Raw genomic sequence first — 15,929 nt, 5'->3', positions numbered from 1 at the left:
ACAGAACGGTAAGATCCGCCCCATGGCACGAGAAGCATCCGGCAGCACGAAGGCGTCGCGGTTCGGGCGCGCCAAGGCGCCCAAGCCGCCCAAGGACCCCAACAAGCCGGGCCGCGTCGCCCAGATGAAGCAGGCTTACGGCTTCGCCAAGCAGGTGGACCCCACGATCACCCGGTGGATGGTCGGCGCCGCGCTCCTGACGCTGCTGGTGATGGTCGCCATCGGCTTCCTCGTCGGCCACCCGTGGTACTTCCTCATCCTCGGCATCCCGCTCGCCGCGCTCGCCGCGATGATCGTGATGAGCCGACGCACCGACCGCGGTGCCTACTCGATGATCGAGGGCAAGCCCGGCGCCACCATGGCCGCACTGTCCTCCATCCGCCGGGGCGGCTGGTTCATCGAGCAGCAGCCCATCGCCGCCGACGGGCGACCCAAGGGGCAGGACTACACCAACGTCGCGACCCTGTACCGCGCCGTGGGTCGCCCTGGTGTCGTGCTTGTCGCAGAGGGCCCCTCCGCTCGCGCCAAGAAGCTGCTCGTCGAGGAGCGCCGCAAGGTCGAGCGTCTGGCCTCCGGCTCCCCCGTCCACCTCATGCGGGTGGGCGACGCCGAGTCCGAGGGGCAGAGCGGGGACGTCGAGGTGGTGCCTGTGCGCAAGCTCGCCTCCAAGGTGCAGCGCCTCAAGCCGGTGCTGACCAAGGAGGAGGTCGGCGTGGTCAACAAGCGCCTCAAGGCCATGAACGGCATGCGCGCCGGCGCGGGCATCCCGGCGGGGATGGACCCGACGCGGACGCGGGTGGACCGCAAGGGCATGCGCGGTCGCTGACGAAGCGCGTATATGGAGGTCGAGGGCCCTGGGCGAGGAACGAGCCTGGGGCCCTCGGCCGTAGCGGAGTGCGAGGAAGCGACCGCGTCAAGCAGGTCGCTGACGAAGCGCGTAGGGCAGGGCTAGATCCGAGGGACGAGGATCACGCCCGGGCCGGCGTCGTGGGTCTCGGCGGCCATCGTCGGTCTCGTGCTGCAGCCCGAGACGGGGGACGCGAGCCGAGACGGGGGACGCGGGACCGAGCGTGTCAGCGGGTGCGGACGATGACGCTGCCGGCGGCCTTGTCGTGCAAGCCCCGGCCGTCGCTGTCCCAGACCACGGGCGGGATGACCAGCAGGAGCAGGAGGGTCCGCAGCGCGGCCCCCACGACTCCCAGCGGTCCCCCCGCCACGCGCCGGACGTGCAGGCCGAGCAGGCGGTGCCCGATGGTGCACCCCGCCGTGCCGACGAGCAGGACGTTCTCGACGGCGAACACCACGAGCGGGATGAACGAGTCGAGGCCCGTGGCGCCGACCGGCATGCGCAACAACCCGATCGCGATGGCGCAGCACAGCAGCCAGTCGACGAGCAGGGCCAGGACGCGGCGTCCGAGCGGGGCCATCGCGCCGGGACCCGACGCGGGCAGGCCCAGCCGCTCCCCGGCATACGCACCCTGTTGGGTCAGCCGACCCGGCCCCTCGAGCCACCCACCGACGTCCCTGCGATCCACCACCTCCTCAGGCTACCCGGCGGGAGGGGTCCGGCTGGACAGCGTGTAACACGCGGGAAACATCGGAGTCATGGTCGGGTAACGGCCTGCCCCTAGGTTGGTGGGCAACGGGTCGGCCAGTCGGGCCGACGACACACAGGAGGACGATGTGTTCAGCACCCCTGAAGAGGTCCTGACTTTCATCAAGGACGAGGACGTCAAGTTCGTCGACATCCGGTTCTGTGACCTGCCGGGCGTGATGCAGCACTTCAACGTGCCGGCCAAGTCGCTCGACGAGGACTTCTTCACGGAGGGCCAGGCCTTCGACGGCTCCTCGATCCGCGGCTTCCAGGCGATCCACGAGTCCGACATGAAGCTTCTGCCGGACGTCAAGACGGCCTACCTCGACCCCTTCCGCGCCGAGAAGACGCTGATCATGAACTTCTCGATCGTCGACCCGTTCACCGACGAGCCGTACAGCCGCGACCCCCGCAACATCGCCATCAAGGCCGAGGCTTACCTCAGGTCCACGGGCATCGCCGACACCGCCTACTTCGGCGCCGAGGCGGAGTTCTACGTCTTCGACGACATCCGTTACGCCAACAACGCCCAGACCTCGTTCTACGCGATCGACTCGGTCGAGGCGGCCTGGAACTCCGGTCGCGAGGAGGAGGGCGGCAACCGCGGCTACAAGACGGCGTTCAAGGGCGGCTACTTCCCGGTGCCGCCGGTGGACCACTTCGCCGACACCCGCGACAGGATCTGCCTCAACCTGGACCGGGTCGGGCTGGAGGTCGAGCGCAGCCACCACGAGGTGGGCACCGCCGGTCAGCAGGAGATCAACTACAAGTTCAACACCCTGCTCCACTCCGGCGACGACATCATGAAGTTCAAGTACGTCGTCAAGAACACCGTGTGGGAGGAGGGCAAGACCGCCACCTTCATGCCCAAGCCGATCTTCGGCGACAACGGCTCCGGCATGCACACGCACCAGTCCCTGTGGAAGGACGGCAAGCCGCTGTTCTACGACGAGCAGGGCTACGGCGGCCTGTCCGACATCGCCCGGTGGTACATCGGTGGTCTGCTCAAGCACGCCCCGGCCCTGCTGGCGTTCACCAACCCCAGCGCCAACTCCTACCACCGCCTGGTGCCCGGCTTCGAGGCCCCGGTCAACCTGGTCTACTCTGCCCGCAACCGCTCGGCCTGCATCCGCATCCCCATCGCCGGCACGAGCCCCAAGGCCAAGCGCATCGAGTTCCGCATCCCGGACCCCTCGGCCAACCCCTACCTGGCCTTCGCCGCGCAGCTGATGGCCGGACTGGACGGCATCAAGAACCGCATCGAGCCGCCGGAGCCGATCGACAAGGACCTCTACGAGCTGCCCCCGGAGGAGCACGAGCGGATCGAGCAGGTGCCCTGCACCCTCGAGGAGGTCCTCACGGCGCTGGAGAAGGACCACGAGTTCCTGCTCGAGGGCGACGTCTTCACCGAGGACCTGATCCGCACCTGGATCGACTGGAAGACCGAGAACGAGGTCGCGCCGCTGCGTCTGCGCCCCCACCCCTACGAGTTCGAGATGTACTTCTCCATCTGAGCCGTCACGCCCAAGGCGCCCACCTGCCGACCGCAGGGGGCGCCTTCGGCGTGGGCGGGTGGCAGGATCAGCCGTATGCCGAAGCCCCCCGCCTCCCCCGCCGCCGTCCTGCGCTGGGGTTCGCTCACGGCCCTCGCCGGCGGTGTCGCCGCCGCGGCCGCCGTCGCGGGCACCCGGGCGTGGGCCCTGACGTCCGCCCGCGACCGGATCCACTCCCCCGGCGGCTCGCCCACCGTCGAGGCGGCGGTCGTGCTGGGGGCGGGGGTGCTGCCGGACGGGCGGCCGAGCCGCTACCTGGCTGCCCGGCTGGACCGCGCGCTGGAGCTCCTGCGGCTGAGGCGCGTCGACGTCGTCGTCGTGTCCGGCGCCGACCTGCCCGGCGCCGACGAGCCGGGGGTCATGCGGCGCTACCTCGAGGACCACGGCGTCGACCCGGCACTGATCGTGGAGGACCGCGAGGGCGTCGACACCTACGCCACCTGCCGGCGCGCCCGCCGCGTCTACGGGCTGCGCCGGATCGCGCTGGTCAGCCAGGCCTACCACCTGCCGCGGGCCCTGGCGATCGCGCGGGCTGCCGGGCTGGACGCCGTGGGCGTGGCCGACTGGTCGGTCCGGACGCCGCTGATGGTCGCCGACCGCAACGTCTGGGCCTACGGCGTGGCCCGCGAGTGGGTCGCCGGTGGCAAGGTCCTGATCGATCTCGTCCGGCCTCGGCGCGAGGACGACCCGGAGCACGACCCGGCGGTCCAGCGAGCGCTCGCCCACGCCCGATCTCGGTGACCCACGGGGGCGACGGGCGGTCGGCATACGGCCACCCCGCCGGAGGAGCCGCGAGCCCTGGGCCGTAGTGTCCCGAGTGTGGAGGACGACCTCGACATCATCTGCGTGCTCGTCACCGACCACGGGATCACGGCCAACCCGGGCCGCCCCGACGTCGAGGAACGCCTGCGCGCCGCAGGCCTGACCCTGACCACGGTCCCCGAGCTCTACGAGCGGGCGGTGTCGATCACCGGTGTGCCCCGACCGATCGAGGTGGGTGGCGAGGTCGTCGGGGTGACGCTCCTGGTGCCCGGCGCCGTCAAGACCTCCCCTGACCTCGTGCGGGCGAGGGACGAGGCGGTCGCCGCGGTCCGGGCAGGGGTCGAGGGGGAGCGGTGGCGGGTGCTCGACGTCCACGACGGCGACCACCCCCTGTCGCGGACGTCGCTCGGGCCACCCCCTCGACGGTGCCTGGTGGGCGACGGCCCGGCGCACGCCTGCGCCCGCTCGCGGGCCCACGACGCCTCGGACCTGGCGCGCGCCGTGGAGGTGCTCCGTGCTGCCCACCGCTGAACCCACGCCCACCCCCACCGGCGACGCTCCGCCACGGGCCACCGTGATCGCGCTGCACGACCGGGGTCAGGCCGGCCGGCTGTCCCGGCTCGCCACGCAGGCCCTGCTCGCCGAGGTCGAGCTGAGCCCCAAGCCCGGGCTCGTCGACCCGGTGTCGTGCGGGGCGCACGACGACATGGACGCCGAGACCTTCCGGGCGAGCATCACCGCGATCGCGCCGTGGTTCCCGGTGCTGCACGAGACGGGCCGCGCCGGGCACCGCGACGCACCGTCGCGGTTCCTGCAGCGGCTGCGCAGGCCCGGGATGGGGTGCGAGGACGCGATGTTCGCCGCCACCCGCGGGGTCAACACGCACAAGGGGGCGGTCTTCGCCTTCGGGCTGCTGCTCGGCTGCGCGGGGCGGCTGGCCGCCGGCGGGCTGCCCGTCACCGCGCGCTCCCTCACGGACCTGGCCGCACGGATGGCACGGCCCCTCGTGGAGGTCGAACTCCCGGCCGTGGAGTGCCCGGGCACCTACGGCGAGGCGGCCTTCGTCGAGCACCGGATGGCCGGCGCGCGGGGCGAGGCCGCCGGCGGGTATGCGTCCGTGCGGCGGCACGCCCTCCCGGCCTACCGGGCGGTGCTGGAGGCGACGGGGGACGACCGGCGCGCGATGCTGCAGGCGTTGCTCGTGCTGATGGCCACGACCGACGACACCACCCTCGTCAAGGACGGCTCCCTCGACGGCCTGCGGCACGTGCAGCGCAGCGCGCGGGACCTCCTGGACGCGGGCGGCGTCCGGGCCCCGGACGCCCTGACCCGGCTGCACCGGCTCGACGTCGACCTCACCCGCCGACGGCTCAGCCCAGGGGGGTGCGCCGACCTCCTCGCGGTCACCCACTTGCTCGCGCACCTGCCGAGCGGCGCCGACTAGGCTGACGCAGACCGGACCCACCACCCACCCCGAGGCCGCGCATGACCGTCATCCTGCTGGTCAACCCGGCCTGCCGGGCGGTGCGTCGCCGCCCCGCGCTGCCGGACCAGGCGCGACAGGCTCTGACCGGGCCGTATGCCGACGCCACCGTCGTCGCGAGCGAGTCCCTCGAGGACGTCACCGCCGTCGCGGCCGGCGCCGCGGTCGACGACGTGCTGGTCGTGCTGGGCGGCGACGGCACGCTGCGGGCGGCCGCGACGGGCGTGGCCAGGTCCGGCGCCGTCCTCGCTCCCCTGCCCGGCGGCAGCGGCAACGATCTGTGCCGTCACCTGCGCATCCCCCTGGACCCGCTGCGCGCCGCGGCCGCGCTGCCGTCCTGGACCGAGCAGCGGATGGATCTCGGGGACGTCGACGGGCAGTCCTTCCTCACGATCGCCACCCTGGGCTTCACCGCCGCGATCAACGAGCAGGCCAACCGAGTCCACCGACGGGGCCCGTTCATCTATGTCGCGGCAGCGGTGGCGCTGCTGCCTCTCGTGCGGCCGACGGCCATCACCCACGTCGCGGACGGGACCCGCACGACCCTCGACGCCTGGATGGTCTCCGTCGCCAGCACGAGCAGCCAGGGCGGCGGCATCCAGGTCGCCCCCGGGGCCGTCGCCGACGACGGCCTGCTCGACGTGGTGTGCCACGACGCGCGGACCTGGTGGCGCTTCGTCGTCGGTCTGGTCGCGACCCTCCTGCGCCGTCCGCTGCGCGACCGCTCGGTGCAGCACCAGCGTGTGGCGTCCCTGCGGCTGGAGACACCTCGGCCGATGCCGGTCTATGCCGACGGGGAGCGCGTCGGCACGACGCCCTGCACGATCCGGGTCCGCCCCCGTGCCGTGAGGCTGCTGGTTCCGCGCCGCTGACAGCGCCGGCACCGGCACCGGCACCGGCACCGGCACCGACACCGACAGCCACGGCACAGCACGGCGGCGCCCCGCCGGATCACGGGGATCCGACGAGGCGCCGGGGCGGTCGGCATACGACCGGGGCGTGGTCAGCTGATGCGAGTGACCTGCACGACCGTCGGCCGCGGACCGGCGAAGCGACCCCGACCGGACTGCTTGACGTAGTCCGGGAAGAAGGAGTGCTGGTCCGCCCAGGTCCCGTCCTCGCCCGGGTGCTGCACGGCCACGAAGACCGAGCCGTCGCCGTCGTGGATGACCGGCCCGCAGGTCTCGGCCTCGGCCGGCACGGCCAGGAACTGGGTCACGCGTCCGCGCTCGGGCCCGCCCAGCTCGACGTGGAACAACCCGTCGTTGTACTTCAGCGAGCTCGGCATGCCGTCCGTGGCGATCCACAGGTCGCCGCGGCTGTCGAAGGCCACGTTGTCCGGGCACGAGATCGGGGCGACGGGCCCGGTGTAGCCGCCGAAGTAGGTGCCGGCGGTCTTGGGGTCGCCGCAGATCAGGACCAGGTCCCAGGTGAACCGGCGGCCGGTGTGGTCGCCGCCCACCTCGGTGATCTCGACGATGTGGCCGTCCTTGTTGAGCGGCCGCGGGTTGGCCTCGTCGGTGCCGGCCTTGCCCTCCTTGCCGCGGTCGGAGTTGTTGGTGCAGGCGGCGTAGATGCGACCGGTGACGAGGTTGGGCTGGACGTCCTCGGGACGGTCCATCTTGGTGGGGCCCTTGCCGTTGGAGCCCACCGCAGCGTCAGCGGCCAGGCGGGTGTAGACGAGGACCTCCTCGAGGGTGAAGCCGTTGACCATGGACCGGCCGCCCTGGGTCAGGGCGATCCACTCGCCGGACCCGTCGTTGACCTTGTCCTCCATGCCGTCGCCGGTGAACTGCGCGACATACAGGTCGCCCTCGGAGAGCAGCCGCAGGTTGTGCTGGCGCGCGGCGTTGCCGGGGCGCGCGTCGTAGCGGCGCCTGGAGACGAACTTGTAGATGTAGTCGAACCTCTCGTCGTCGCCCATGTACGCGACGACGCGGCCGTCATCGGCCACGATCACGTTGGCGCCCTCGTGCTTGAAGCGGCCCATCGCGGTGTGCTTGACCGGCGTGGAGGTCGGGTCCATCGGGTCGATCTCGACGATCCAGCCGAAGCGGTTGGGCTCGTTGCGGAAGTCGGCGGAACGGGCGTCCCACCGCGGGTCGACCTTGGACCAGCCGCGCGTGTCCTGCGTCGGGGACAGGCCGTAGCGCTTCTCCTGCTTGGAGGTGCCCTCGGCCTTGAAGTACTGGTTGAAGTTCTCCTCGCCCGAGAGCACCGTGCCCCATGGCGTCGTGCCGCCGGAGCAGTTGTTCATCGTGCCGCGGACCGTGCGTCCGGTCGGGTCCTCCTTGGTGCGCAGCAGCGGGCTGCCGGCGGCAGGGCCGTCGACCGCGAAGGGGGTGTCCAGGGTGATGCGCCGGTTGAGGCGACCACCGCGGCGGTAGGTCCACCGCTCGCCGCGGGCCGGGCGGGTGAGCTCGACCACCGACATGCCGTGCGCGGCCCAGGCGGTGCGGATCGCCTCGGTCGGGTCCATGGTCGGCGGGAACATGATGCTCTCGTTGGTGTACTCGTGGTTGCAGACCAGCAGCGCCTTCTTGCCGTGCTTGTCGGTCACGATGATGTCGGTGTAGTCGTTGTTGTAGCCGAACTGCATCGACTGGGCCTCGGCGCTCTGGTGCTCGGGGTCGAACATCGGGGCGCCCTTGAGGACCGGGTCGCCCCACCGGATGATCGGGGCGTAGGTGAACCCGCCCGGGACCGTGAGCCGGTCGACGTCGTCGGCGACCGGGGCGATGCCGATGAAGGACAGGCCGGAGACGCGACGCCCCGCGTGGCCGCGACCGCGACCGTCGTCCTTGGCGCCGACCAGCGCGGCGGCCGGCTCGGCCACGGCGGTCGAGACGGCACCGAAGGCCAGGGCCAGGGCGCCCGCGCCACCGAGGACGGAACGGCGGGACAGCGCCGCGGAGGCGACCTCGGCGAAGGTCTCGTGCGTGGACTCGTTGGGGGTGGGCCTGGAGCAGGCGTCGCCGCAGCGGAGGTGGCAGGTGACGGCGCTGCGGTTGGCGTGCGTGATGCCGGCCATGGGCAGCAGGGTGCGCTCGTGGGTCACGATGATCTCCCGGATCGGTGCGAGGTGGAGGGGGCGACGCCGACGCGGGGGTCGGACGTTCGGGCCGAACCTAGCCAGCCCCGCCAGCCCCGGTCAGGGCCCGCAGATGGATGCCAGGTGAACGCTCCGTGAAAGGGGCCGGGCCGGTGTGACCCGCCCTCACGGTGCGTGACCGCTCACCCCTCGTGGCCGTAGAACCGGCGGTCGACGACGACCCTGGCCTGGCGGGCGATCCGCAGGTAGGTGTCGACGTGCAGTCCCCCCTCGCCGGGTCCCCGCCCGATGATGCGGGCGATCCCGTCGGCGTCGCGGGCGTCGGTGGACACGCTCTCGACCGGCCGCCCGCGCCACAGCATGCCGGCGTTGCGCAGGTGCGAGGCCGACCCCCAGGCCTCGGTCAGGAGGTTCGCCTCGTCGTCGGCGAGCAGCCCGGCGGCCCGCGCGGCCTCGATGGCGGGCAGGGTCCCCGTGGTCCGCAGCCCGGCCACGTCGTGGCCGTGCTGCAGCTGGATGACCTGGATCGTCCACTCCACGTCGCTCAGCCCGCCGGTCCCGAGCTTGAGGTGGGTCCGCCGGTCGGCTCCCCGCGGCAGCCGCTCGCTCTCCATCCGGGCCTTGAGCTTGCGTATGTCGCGCAGCTGTGACGCGCCGAGCCCGCCGTCGGGATAGCGGTAGGGGTCGACGAGGGCGACGAAGCGCTCCCCCAGCCCCGCGTCACCCGCGACCGGACGGGCCCGCAGCAGCGCCTGGCGCTCCCACGTGAGGGCCCACCGCTCGTAGTAGGTGCGGTAGGACTCCAGCGACCGCACGAGGGGACCGTTCTTGCCCTCGGGGCGCAGGTCCGCGTCGACGCCGACGGCCGGCTCGGGACCGCCCCAGGCGGTCAGGCGCCGCAGCTCCTGCACGACCGCGGTCGCCCGTCGCTGCAGCTCGACCTCGTCGTGAGCCGCGCCCTCCTCGGGCTCGTGGACGAACATCACGTCGGCGTCGCTGGCGTAGCCGAGCTCCCCGCCGCCGAGCCGCCCCATCCCCACGACCAGCAGCCGCGTGCCGAGCGGCTCGCGCAGCTCCATCTCCACCTTGTGGACGGCCGTCTCGAGCGCGATCTCGAGCGTGGCGGCCGTGACGGCGGTCAGGGCCCGCCCGACCTCGTCCAGCGGGAGCAGCCCGACGAGGTCCGCGACGGCCACCCGGAAGAGCTCCTGTCGTCGCACCCCGCGCACCGCGAGCATCGCGTCCTCCGAGCTGTCCTTGCGCTGCGCGGCGGACCGCATCACCGAGCGCAGGGACTCCAGGGACCGGGGGGTGAGCCCGACGTCGTCGCCGAGGACCGCGACGGCGTGGGGGGTGCGTTCGAGCAGCTCCGCGGCGAACCGGCTGGACGACAGGACGTGAGCGAGCCGCTGGGCGGCGCTGCCCTCGTCGCGGAGCATCTTGAGGTACCAGTGCGTGGTGCCGAGCTCCTCGCTGACCTTGCGGAAGGACAGCAGGCCCGCGTCCGGGTCGGCGCCGTCGGCGAACCACCCGAGCATCACGGGCAGCAGCGTCCGCTGGATCGCCGCGCGGCGCGAGATGCCCTCGGTCAAGGCCTCCAGGTGACGCAGCGCGCCGCGGGGGTCCCGGAAGCCCAGCGCGGCCAGCCGATCGCCGGCGGCCTCCGGCGTCAGCCGGCCCTCGCTGGCGGACAGCCGGGCGACGGCGGACAACAAGGGGCGGTAGAAGAGCCGCTCGTGCAGGCGGCGCACCTCGCGGGCCCGGCGCTGCCACTCCTTGACGACCACCGTCGCCGGGTCGCCGTCGAGGTGCAGAGACCGGCCGAGCCGGCGCAGCTCCGCCTCGGCGGTCGGCATCAGATGGGTCCGCCGCAGCCGGTAGAGCTGGATCCGGTGCTCGAGCGACCGCAGCATGCGATAGGCCTCGTCGAGGACGGCCGCGTCGTCGCGGCCGACGTAGCCGCCACGAGCGAGGGTCGCCAAGGCCTCGAGGGTGGTGCCGGAGCGCAGGCTCGGGTCCAGCCGACCATGGACGAGCTGCAGGAGCTGCACGCTGAACTCGACGTCGCGCAGCCCGCCGGGTCCGAGCTTGAGCTGCCGGTCGGCCTCCTTGGCGGGGACGTGCTGCTCCACGCGTCGGCGCATCGCCTGGACGTCCTCGACGAAGTGGTCGCGCGACGACGCCTCCCACACGAGCGGGGTGACCGCCTCGAGGTAGCGGGCGGACAGCTCGGCGTCGCCCGCCACGTGACGCGCCTTGAGCAGCGCCTGGAACTCCCAGGTCTTGGCCCACCGCTGGTAGTAGTGCAGGTGGCTCGCGACGGTGCGGACCAGAGGGCCGTTCTTGCCCTCGGGACGCAACGCGGCGTCGACGGGCCACAGGGATCCCTCGGCGGTCGAGGCCGCGCAGGCCCGCATCAGGGCGCCGGCGACCTGGGTGCCGACCCGCATCGCCGCCATCTCCTCGGGGCTGCCGGGCTCGACGGCCGGGTCAGCCGGCTCGCACACGAAGATCACGTCGACGTCGCTGACGTAGTTGAGCTCGCGTCCGCCGCACTTGCCCATCCCGATGACCGCCAGCCGAACCCCCTGCGCACCGTCGGTCTCGGCGCAGGCCACGACGTGTGCCGCCTCGAGCGCCGCCGCGGCCAGGTCGGCGAGCGACCGGGCCGTGTCGGGCAGGGTCATGAGCGGGTCGTCGCTGGTCAGGTCCAGGGCCGCGATCGCGAGCAGCTCCCGGCGATAGGTCGCCCGCAGGGCGTCGTGCGCCCGGTCCGTCGGGAGGTCTCGCACTGCGTCGGTCAGGACGGCGACGAGCTCCTCGGCCGTAAGCCGAGAGGCACCGGCCGCTCGCCGCCAGTCCTGCGGGTGGGACACGAGGTGGTCCCCGAGCGCCGACGAGGCGCCCAGCACGTGCAGCAGCCGGTCGCGGCCCAGGGGGTCCTCGCGCAGCGACCGGCCGAGCTCCTGCGACGGGGCGGGGTCGCGGCCGTCACCCGCCACGGCCTCGGCCAGCCGGACCAGGGACAGCAGCGCCAGGTCGGGGTCCGCGGTGGGCGGCAGGGCGGCGACCAGGTCGTCGCGGGCGTCTCCCACCAGGCCTGTGAGGGCCGGGTCGTCGAGCAGGGACTGGGCACGGGTCGGGTCGTGGAAGCCCTGCCGCGCGAGCGCGCCCGTGGCCGAGACCGTCCGCGACGAGGCGGCGGTCCGGGGCGAGGGCTGGTCGCTCGTCATACGACCGGTCAGAGCCGCGGGAGCAGGCGCTCGAGCTCGAAGGGGGTGACCTGGGAGCGGTACTCCTCCCACTCCTGGCGCTTGTTGCGGAGGAAGAACTCGAAGACGTGCTCGCCGAGCGTCTCGGCGACCAGGTTCGACCGCTCCATGGCATCGATCGCCCGACCCAGGGACCGCGGCAGCGCCTCGATCCCGAGGGCGCGGCGCTCGGCGTCGGTGAGCGCCCACACGTCGTCCTCGGCCTCCTCCGGCAGCTCGTATCCCTCCTCGATCCCCTTGAGCCCGGCAGCCAGGAGCACGGAGTAGGCGAGGTAGGGGTTGGCGGCGGTGTCGATCGTGCGGATCTCGACGCGTGTCGCCTGGCCCTTGTTGGGCTTGTAGAGCGGGATGCGGACCATCGCGCTGCGGTTGGCGCGCCCCCAGCAGACGTAGGCCGGCGCCTCGCCACCGCCCCACAGCCGCTTGTAGGAGTTGACCCACTGGTTGGTCACGGCCGTGAGCTCCGGTGCGTGGCGCAGCATCCCGGCGACGAACTGCCGACCCACCTTGGACAGCTGGTAGCGGGACCCGGGCTCGTAGAACGCGTTGTTGTCGCCCTCGAACAGCGAGACGTGGGTGTGCATGCCCGACCCCGGGTGGTCCGCCAGCGGCTTGGGCATGAACGAGGCGTAGACGCCGTGCTCCAGCGCCACCTCCTTGATGACCGTGCGGAAGGTCATGATGTTGTCGGCCATGCTCATCGCGTCGGCGTAGCGCAGGTCGATCTCGTTCTGGCCGGGGGCACCCTCGTGGTGGCTGAACTCCACCGAGATGCCCATCGACTCCAGCATGGTGATCGCGGCGCGGCGGAAGTCGTGGGCGGTGCCCTGGGGCAGGTGGTCGAAGTAACCGCCCTGGTCGATCGGGCGCGGCGGGTTGCTCACGCGTCGGGAGCCGTCGCCGTCCTGCTCGAAGAGGAAGAACTCGATCTCCGGGTGGACGTAGAACGTGAAGCCCATGTCCGCCGCCTTGGTCAGCGTGCGGTGCAGGACGTGCCGCGGGTCCGCCAGCGACGGCTGCCCGTCGGTGGAGTGCAGGTCGCAGAACATCCGGGCGGTGCCCGGCGACTCGCCGCGCCACGGCAGGACCTGGAAGGTCGTGGGGTCGGGCTTGGCCAGCATGTCGGCCTCGTTGACCCGGGCCAGCCCCTCGATCACGGACCCGTCGAAGCCGATGCCCTCGGAGAACGCCGTCTCCAGCTCCGCGGGCGAGATCGCCACCGACTTCAGCGTCCCGAGCACGTCTGTGAACCATAGGCGTACGAACCGGATGTCGCGCTCCTCGATGGAGCGCAGGACGAACTCCTCCTGGCGATTCATGAGCCCAGCCTCCCCCACAGTTGTTTCGCCCGCGTTACGGACGCGCTGGCGTGTCGCGGACCCGCGCCGCGAGCGTCGGCCCGGGCGCCCGGGACCGCGCTGCGACGGCGCTCGTGCCCCGCCCGTGACCCGGCACCCCCGGGCCCGCCGACGGCCACGGCCGGGAGTAGGGTGACAGCACGCCGGTTCACCCCGGACCGGTCGACGAGGATCGGAAACGGATCGAGGTCCGCCATGACAGAGCAGAGCAGCGAGTCGGTCGACAAGGCCGTGGACACCACCGTGAGCGTGAGCCGCGTGGTGTCCCACCCCATCGACAGCGTGTGGAACGTCCTCATGAAGCCGCACGGCGCGGAGGCCCTCCTCGGTGAGGGCGGCGAGCTCGGCAGCAAGGGTGAGCCCTGGCGCGCCACGGACGGCTCGCACGGTGTCGCCCGCAGCTTCCACCCCCTCGAGCAGATCAGGTTCTCCTGGCACCCCGACGACACAGCCGACTCCCCTGCCTCCGTGGTCGAGCTGGACCTCGTCAAGGACGGCGAGTCCAGCACCCGCCTGGACGTCACCCACAGCAACCTGCACACCGACGCCGACCGCGACGCCCTCAAGGCCCGGTGGGAGGCCGCCCTCGAGCGCATCGACCAGGACGCCCTCTGACAGACCCTCCCCGCCAGCGGGAAGCACGCCCGGAGCCGGTCACCCCTGCTGGGGGTGACCGGCTCCGGCATACGTCAGGTCCGTCCTCAGGTGTGTCGGAGCCGACTCACAGACCCAGTGGCCCCGGTGCATCCGGCTCGTCGCCGTCCTCGCGGGCCCGACGCTCGTCCTCCTCGTCCCACGCCTCCGTGCGCGAGCGAGCGGTCGACAGCGCCGCACGGGCCTCGGCCTCGGAGCCGTAGGGCCCCATGACGTCATCGTCGCGCGAACGATCCTGATCGGTCTCCACCTGGTTCGTCCTCACGTTGTACCAGTAGGCCATCGTCGGTCTCCTCCTCGAGCTTGCGGTCGTGCCGTGAGCCGGCGGTCGTGCCGTCGTGATTGGGGAGCCGGGCGCGCGGCTCCCTAGACTGCAGCCTATGTCGATCAGCCCTCCCGCCGTCGCCCCCGGCCGCGTCTCCGCACGGCGCGCCGTCCCCTCCCAGATCGAGCGGCCGCACTACGTCGACCGGGGCCAGGACATCCGCGAGGACGGCGACCGGCTGGTCAAGGACGCCGAGACGATCGAGCGCATGCGCGTCGCGGGACGGATCGCCGCTCAGGCCATGGCCGTCGGGGCGGCGCTGGTCGCCCCCGGCGTGACGACCGACGAGATCGACCGCGTGGTGCACGAGTTCATCTGCGACGCCGGCGCCTATCCCTCGCCCCTCGGCTACAAGGCCTTCCCCAAGTCGCTGTGCACCAGCGTCAACGAGGTCATCTGCCACGGCATCCCCGACTCCCGGCCCCTCGAGGACGGCGACATCGTCAACCTCGACGTCACCGTCTACCTCGGCGGCGTGCACGGCGACACCGACGCGACCTATCTCGTCGGGGACGTGGACGAGGAGTCCCGCCTGCTCGTCGAGCGCACGCACGAGGCCATGATGCGCGGCATCCGGGCCGCTCGGCCGGGCCGCGAGGTCAACGTCATCGGCCGCGTCATCGAGTCCTACGCCCGGCGGTTCGGCTACGGCGTGGTGCGGGACTACACCGGGCACGGGATCGGCACCGAGTTCCACAGCGGACTGATCATCCCGCACTACGACTCGGCACCGGCCTACGACACCGTCATCGAGCCCGGCATGACCTTCACCGTCGAGCCGATGCTGACGCTCGGTGGCGGCAGCGACTGGGACCTGTGGGACGACGGCTGGACCGTCGTGACCGCCGACCTGAGCCGGTCCGCGCAGTTCGAGCACACCATCGTCGTCACCGACAACGGTGCGCAGATCCTGACGGCGGCGTGAGTCGACATACGCTGGACCACATGACCTCACGCAGCAAGAGTCTCCCCCTCGGCATCGACGTCGGGGGCAGCGGGATCAAGGGTGCCCCCGTCGACCTCGAGACCGGCGAGTTCGCCGCCGAGCGGGTGCGGATCCCCACCCCCGAGGAGTCCACGCCCGAGGCCGTCGCCGACGTGATCGCCCAGATCATCGACGAGCTCGACGAGGTGGGGCCGGACGCGCCGGTGGGCATCACGGTGCCGGGCGTCGTCACCCACGGCGTGGTGCGCTCGGCCGCCAACATCGACAAGCGGTGGCTGGACTGCGACGCCGACAAGCTCTTCACCGAGCGGCTCGGGCGAGACGTCCACGTGGTCAACGACGCCGACGCGGCGGGCGTGGCCGAGGTGCGCTACGGCGCGGCCCGCGGCAAGGACGGCTTCGTCATCCTCACGACCCTCGGCACGGGGATCGGCATCGCCCTCATCCACGACGGCGTCCTGATCCCCAACGCGGAGCTCGGCCACCTGGAGCTGGACGGCCGCGACGCCGAGACCCGCGCGTCCAACGGCGTGCGCGAGGCGAAGGAGCTCACCTGGGAGGAGTGGGCAGAGCGGCTCCAGCGCTACTACTCCCACCTCGAGAACCTCCTGTGGCCCGACCTGTTCGTGGTCGGGGGCGGCGTGTCCAAGAAGTCCAAGAAGTTCCTGCCGCTGCTCGACCTGCGCACGCCGATCATCCCGGCGACCCTGCTCAACAGCGCGGGGATCGTGGGTGCTGCGGCGCTGGCGGCGGACGAGGCCGCCCGCCGCCACTGACCTACCGGGGGTAGGGGCATCAGCCCGGCTTCGTCCCGCAGGTCGATGATCCCGCCGGGGGTAGGGGCATCAGCCGGGCTTCGTCCCCCAGGTCGATGATCCCGCCGGGGGTAGGGGCATCAGCCGGACTTCGTCCCCCAGGTCGATGATCCCG

Annotated in this window: 14 protein-coding genes; 9 read left to right on the top strand and 5 right to left on the bottom strand. The window is 72.3% G+C overall.

Annotated features, from left to right (window positions below; genetic code table 11):
- The first annotated feature begins 22 nt into the window (after positions 1–22).
- Positions 23–826, top strand: coding sequence for a DUF4191 domain-containing protein (locus ACF3NS_RS10715; RefSeq protein ID WP_154594072.1), 804 nt, complete (start codon positions 23–25; stop codon positions 824–826).
- 247 nt (positions 827–1,073) lie between these two features.
- Here the strand turns inward: ACF3NS_RS10715 and ACF3NS_RS10710 are convergent, their stop codons facing one another.
- Positions 1,074–1,538: an RDD family protein gene (locus ACF3NS_RS10710; protein ID WP_392465999.1), complete on the bottom strand. Its 465-nt coding sequence runs from the start codon at positions 1,536–1,538 to the stop codon at positions 1,074–1,076.
- 145 nt (positions 1,539–1,683) lie between these two features.
- Between ACF3NS_RS10710 and glnA (ACF3NS_RS10705) the strand changes: the two genes are divergently transcribed.
- The 5 genes from glnA (ACF3NS_RS10705) (at position 1,684) to ACF3NS_RS10685 (ending at position 6,264) form a co-directional block, all read left to right on the top strand.
- Positions 1,684–3,108 carry a type I glutamate--ammonia ligase gene (gene glnA / locus ACF3NS_RS10705; RefSeq protein WP_392465998.1) on the top strand — a complete coding sequence of 475 codons (1,425 nt, stop codon included), beginning with the start codon at positions 1,684–1,686 and terminating at the stop codon, positions 3,106–3,108.
- A 75-nt stretch (positions 3,109–3,183) separates the two neighbouring features.
- A complete protein-coding gene (locus ACF3NS_RS10700) occupies positions 3,184–3,888 on the top strand; it encodes a vancomycin high temperature exclusion protein (protein ID WP_392465996.1) in 705 nt (234 codons plus the stop codon).
- A 78-nt stretch (positions 3,889–3,966) separates the two neighbouring features.
- Positions 3,967–4,440: a citrate lyase holo-[acyl-carrier protein] synthase gene (locus ACF3NS_RS10695; RefSeq protein ID WP_392465994.1), complete on the top strand. Its 474-nt coding sequence runs from the start codon at positions 3,967–3,969 to the stop codon at positions 4,438–4,440.
- Positions 4,424–5,353: a triphosphoribosyl-dephospho-CoA synthase CitG gene (gene citG, locus ACF3NS_RS10690; protein WP_392465992.1), complete on the top strand. Its 930-nt coding sequence runs from the start codon at positions 4,424–4,426 to the stop codon at positions 5,351–5,353. Before ACF3NS_RS10695 ends, citG begins: the two co-directional genes overlap by 17 nt.
- Positions 5,354–5,394: 41 nt before the next feature.
- The gene (locus tag ACF3NS_RS10685; RefSeq protein ID WP_392465990.1) at positions 5,395–6,264 is read left to right on the top strand and encodes a diacylglycerol/lipid kinase family protein; all 870 of its coding nucleotides are present in this window, start codon (positions 5,395–5,397) and stop codon (positions 6,262–6,264) included.
- A 131-nt stretch (positions 6,265–6,395) separates the two neighbouring features.
- Here the strand turns inward: ACF3NS_RS10685 and ACF3NS_RS10680 are convergent, their stop codons facing one another.
- From ACF3NS_RS10680 to glnA (ACF3NS_RS10670), 3 genes are all read right to left on the bottom strand, one after another.
- Positions 6,396–8,423 carry a PhoX family protein gene (locus ACF3NS_RS10680; RefSeq protein WP_392469120.1) on the bottom strand — a complete coding sequence of 676 codons (2,028 nt, stop codon included), beginning with the start codon at positions 8,421–8,423 and terminating at the stop codon, positions 6,396–6,398.
- A 203-nt stretch (positions 8,424–8,626) separates the two neighbouring features.
- Entirely contained in the window at positions 8,627–11,677 is a 3,051-nt protein-coding gene (locus ACF3NS_RS10675) for a bifunctional [glutamine synthetase] adenylyltransferase/[glutamine synthetase]-adenylyl-L-tyrosine phosphorylase (protein WP_392465989.1), read from the bottom strand.
- A gap of 8 nt (positions 11,678–11,685) precedes the next feature.
- A complete protein-coding gene (glnA, locus tag ACF3NS_RS10670; RefSeq protein WP_154594053.1) occupies positions 11,686–13,035 on the bottom strand; it encodes a type I glutamate--ammonia ligase in 1,350 nt (449 codons plus the stop codon).
- Positions 13,036–13,269: 234 nt separating this feature from the next.
- Here glnA (ACF3NS_RS10670) and ACF3NS_RS10665 point away from each other — a divergent pair, with 234 nt between their 5' ends.
- A complete protein-coding gene (locus ACF3NS_RS10665; RefSeq protein ID WP_392465988.1) occupies positions 13,270–13,689 on the top strand; it encodes an SRPBCC domain-containing protein in 420 nt (139 codons plus the stop codon).
- 106 nt (positions 13,690–13,795) lie between these two features.
- Here ACF3NS_RS10665 and ACF3NS_RS10660 read toward each other — a convergent pair whose 3' ends face one another.
- Complete coding sequence (locus tag ACF3NS_RS10660) at positions 13,796–14,011, bottom strand: methionine aminopeptidase (RefSeq protein WP_154594051.1); 216 nt, start codon at positions 14,009–14,011, stop codon at positions 13,796–13,798.
- A gap of 97 nt (positions 14,012–14,108) precedes the next feature.
- Here ACF3NS_RS10660 and map point away from each other — a divergent pair, with 97 nt between their 5' ends.
- Both map and ppgK read left to right on the top strand, forming a co-directional pair.
- Complete coding sequence (gene map, locus ACF3NS_RS10655) at positions 14,109–14,978, top strand: type I methionyl aminopeptidase (RefSeq protein ID WP_392465986.1); 870 nt, start codon at positions 14,109–14,111, stop codon at positions 14,976–14,978.
- Between the two features lie 20 nt (positions 14,979–14,998).
- The gene (ppgK, locus tag ACF3NS_RS10650; protein ID WP_392465983.1) at positions 14,999–15,775 is read left to right on the top strand and encodes a polyphosphate--glucose phosphotransferase; all 777 of its coding nucleotides are present in this window, start codon (positions 14,999–15,001) and stop codon (positions 15,773–15,775) included.
- Positions 15,776–15,929 lie beyond the last annotated feature (154 nt).

It is taken from the genome of Arsenicicoccus cauae (assembly GCF_043162025.1).
GTDB classification, from domain to species: Bacteria; Actinomycetota; Actinomycetes; order Actinomycetales; family Dermatophilaceae; genus Arsenicicoccus; species Arsenicicoccus cauae.
The sequence above is the reverse complement of the archived record's forward strand: the minus strand, read 5'-3'. Positions and strand labels throughout refer to the sequence as shown.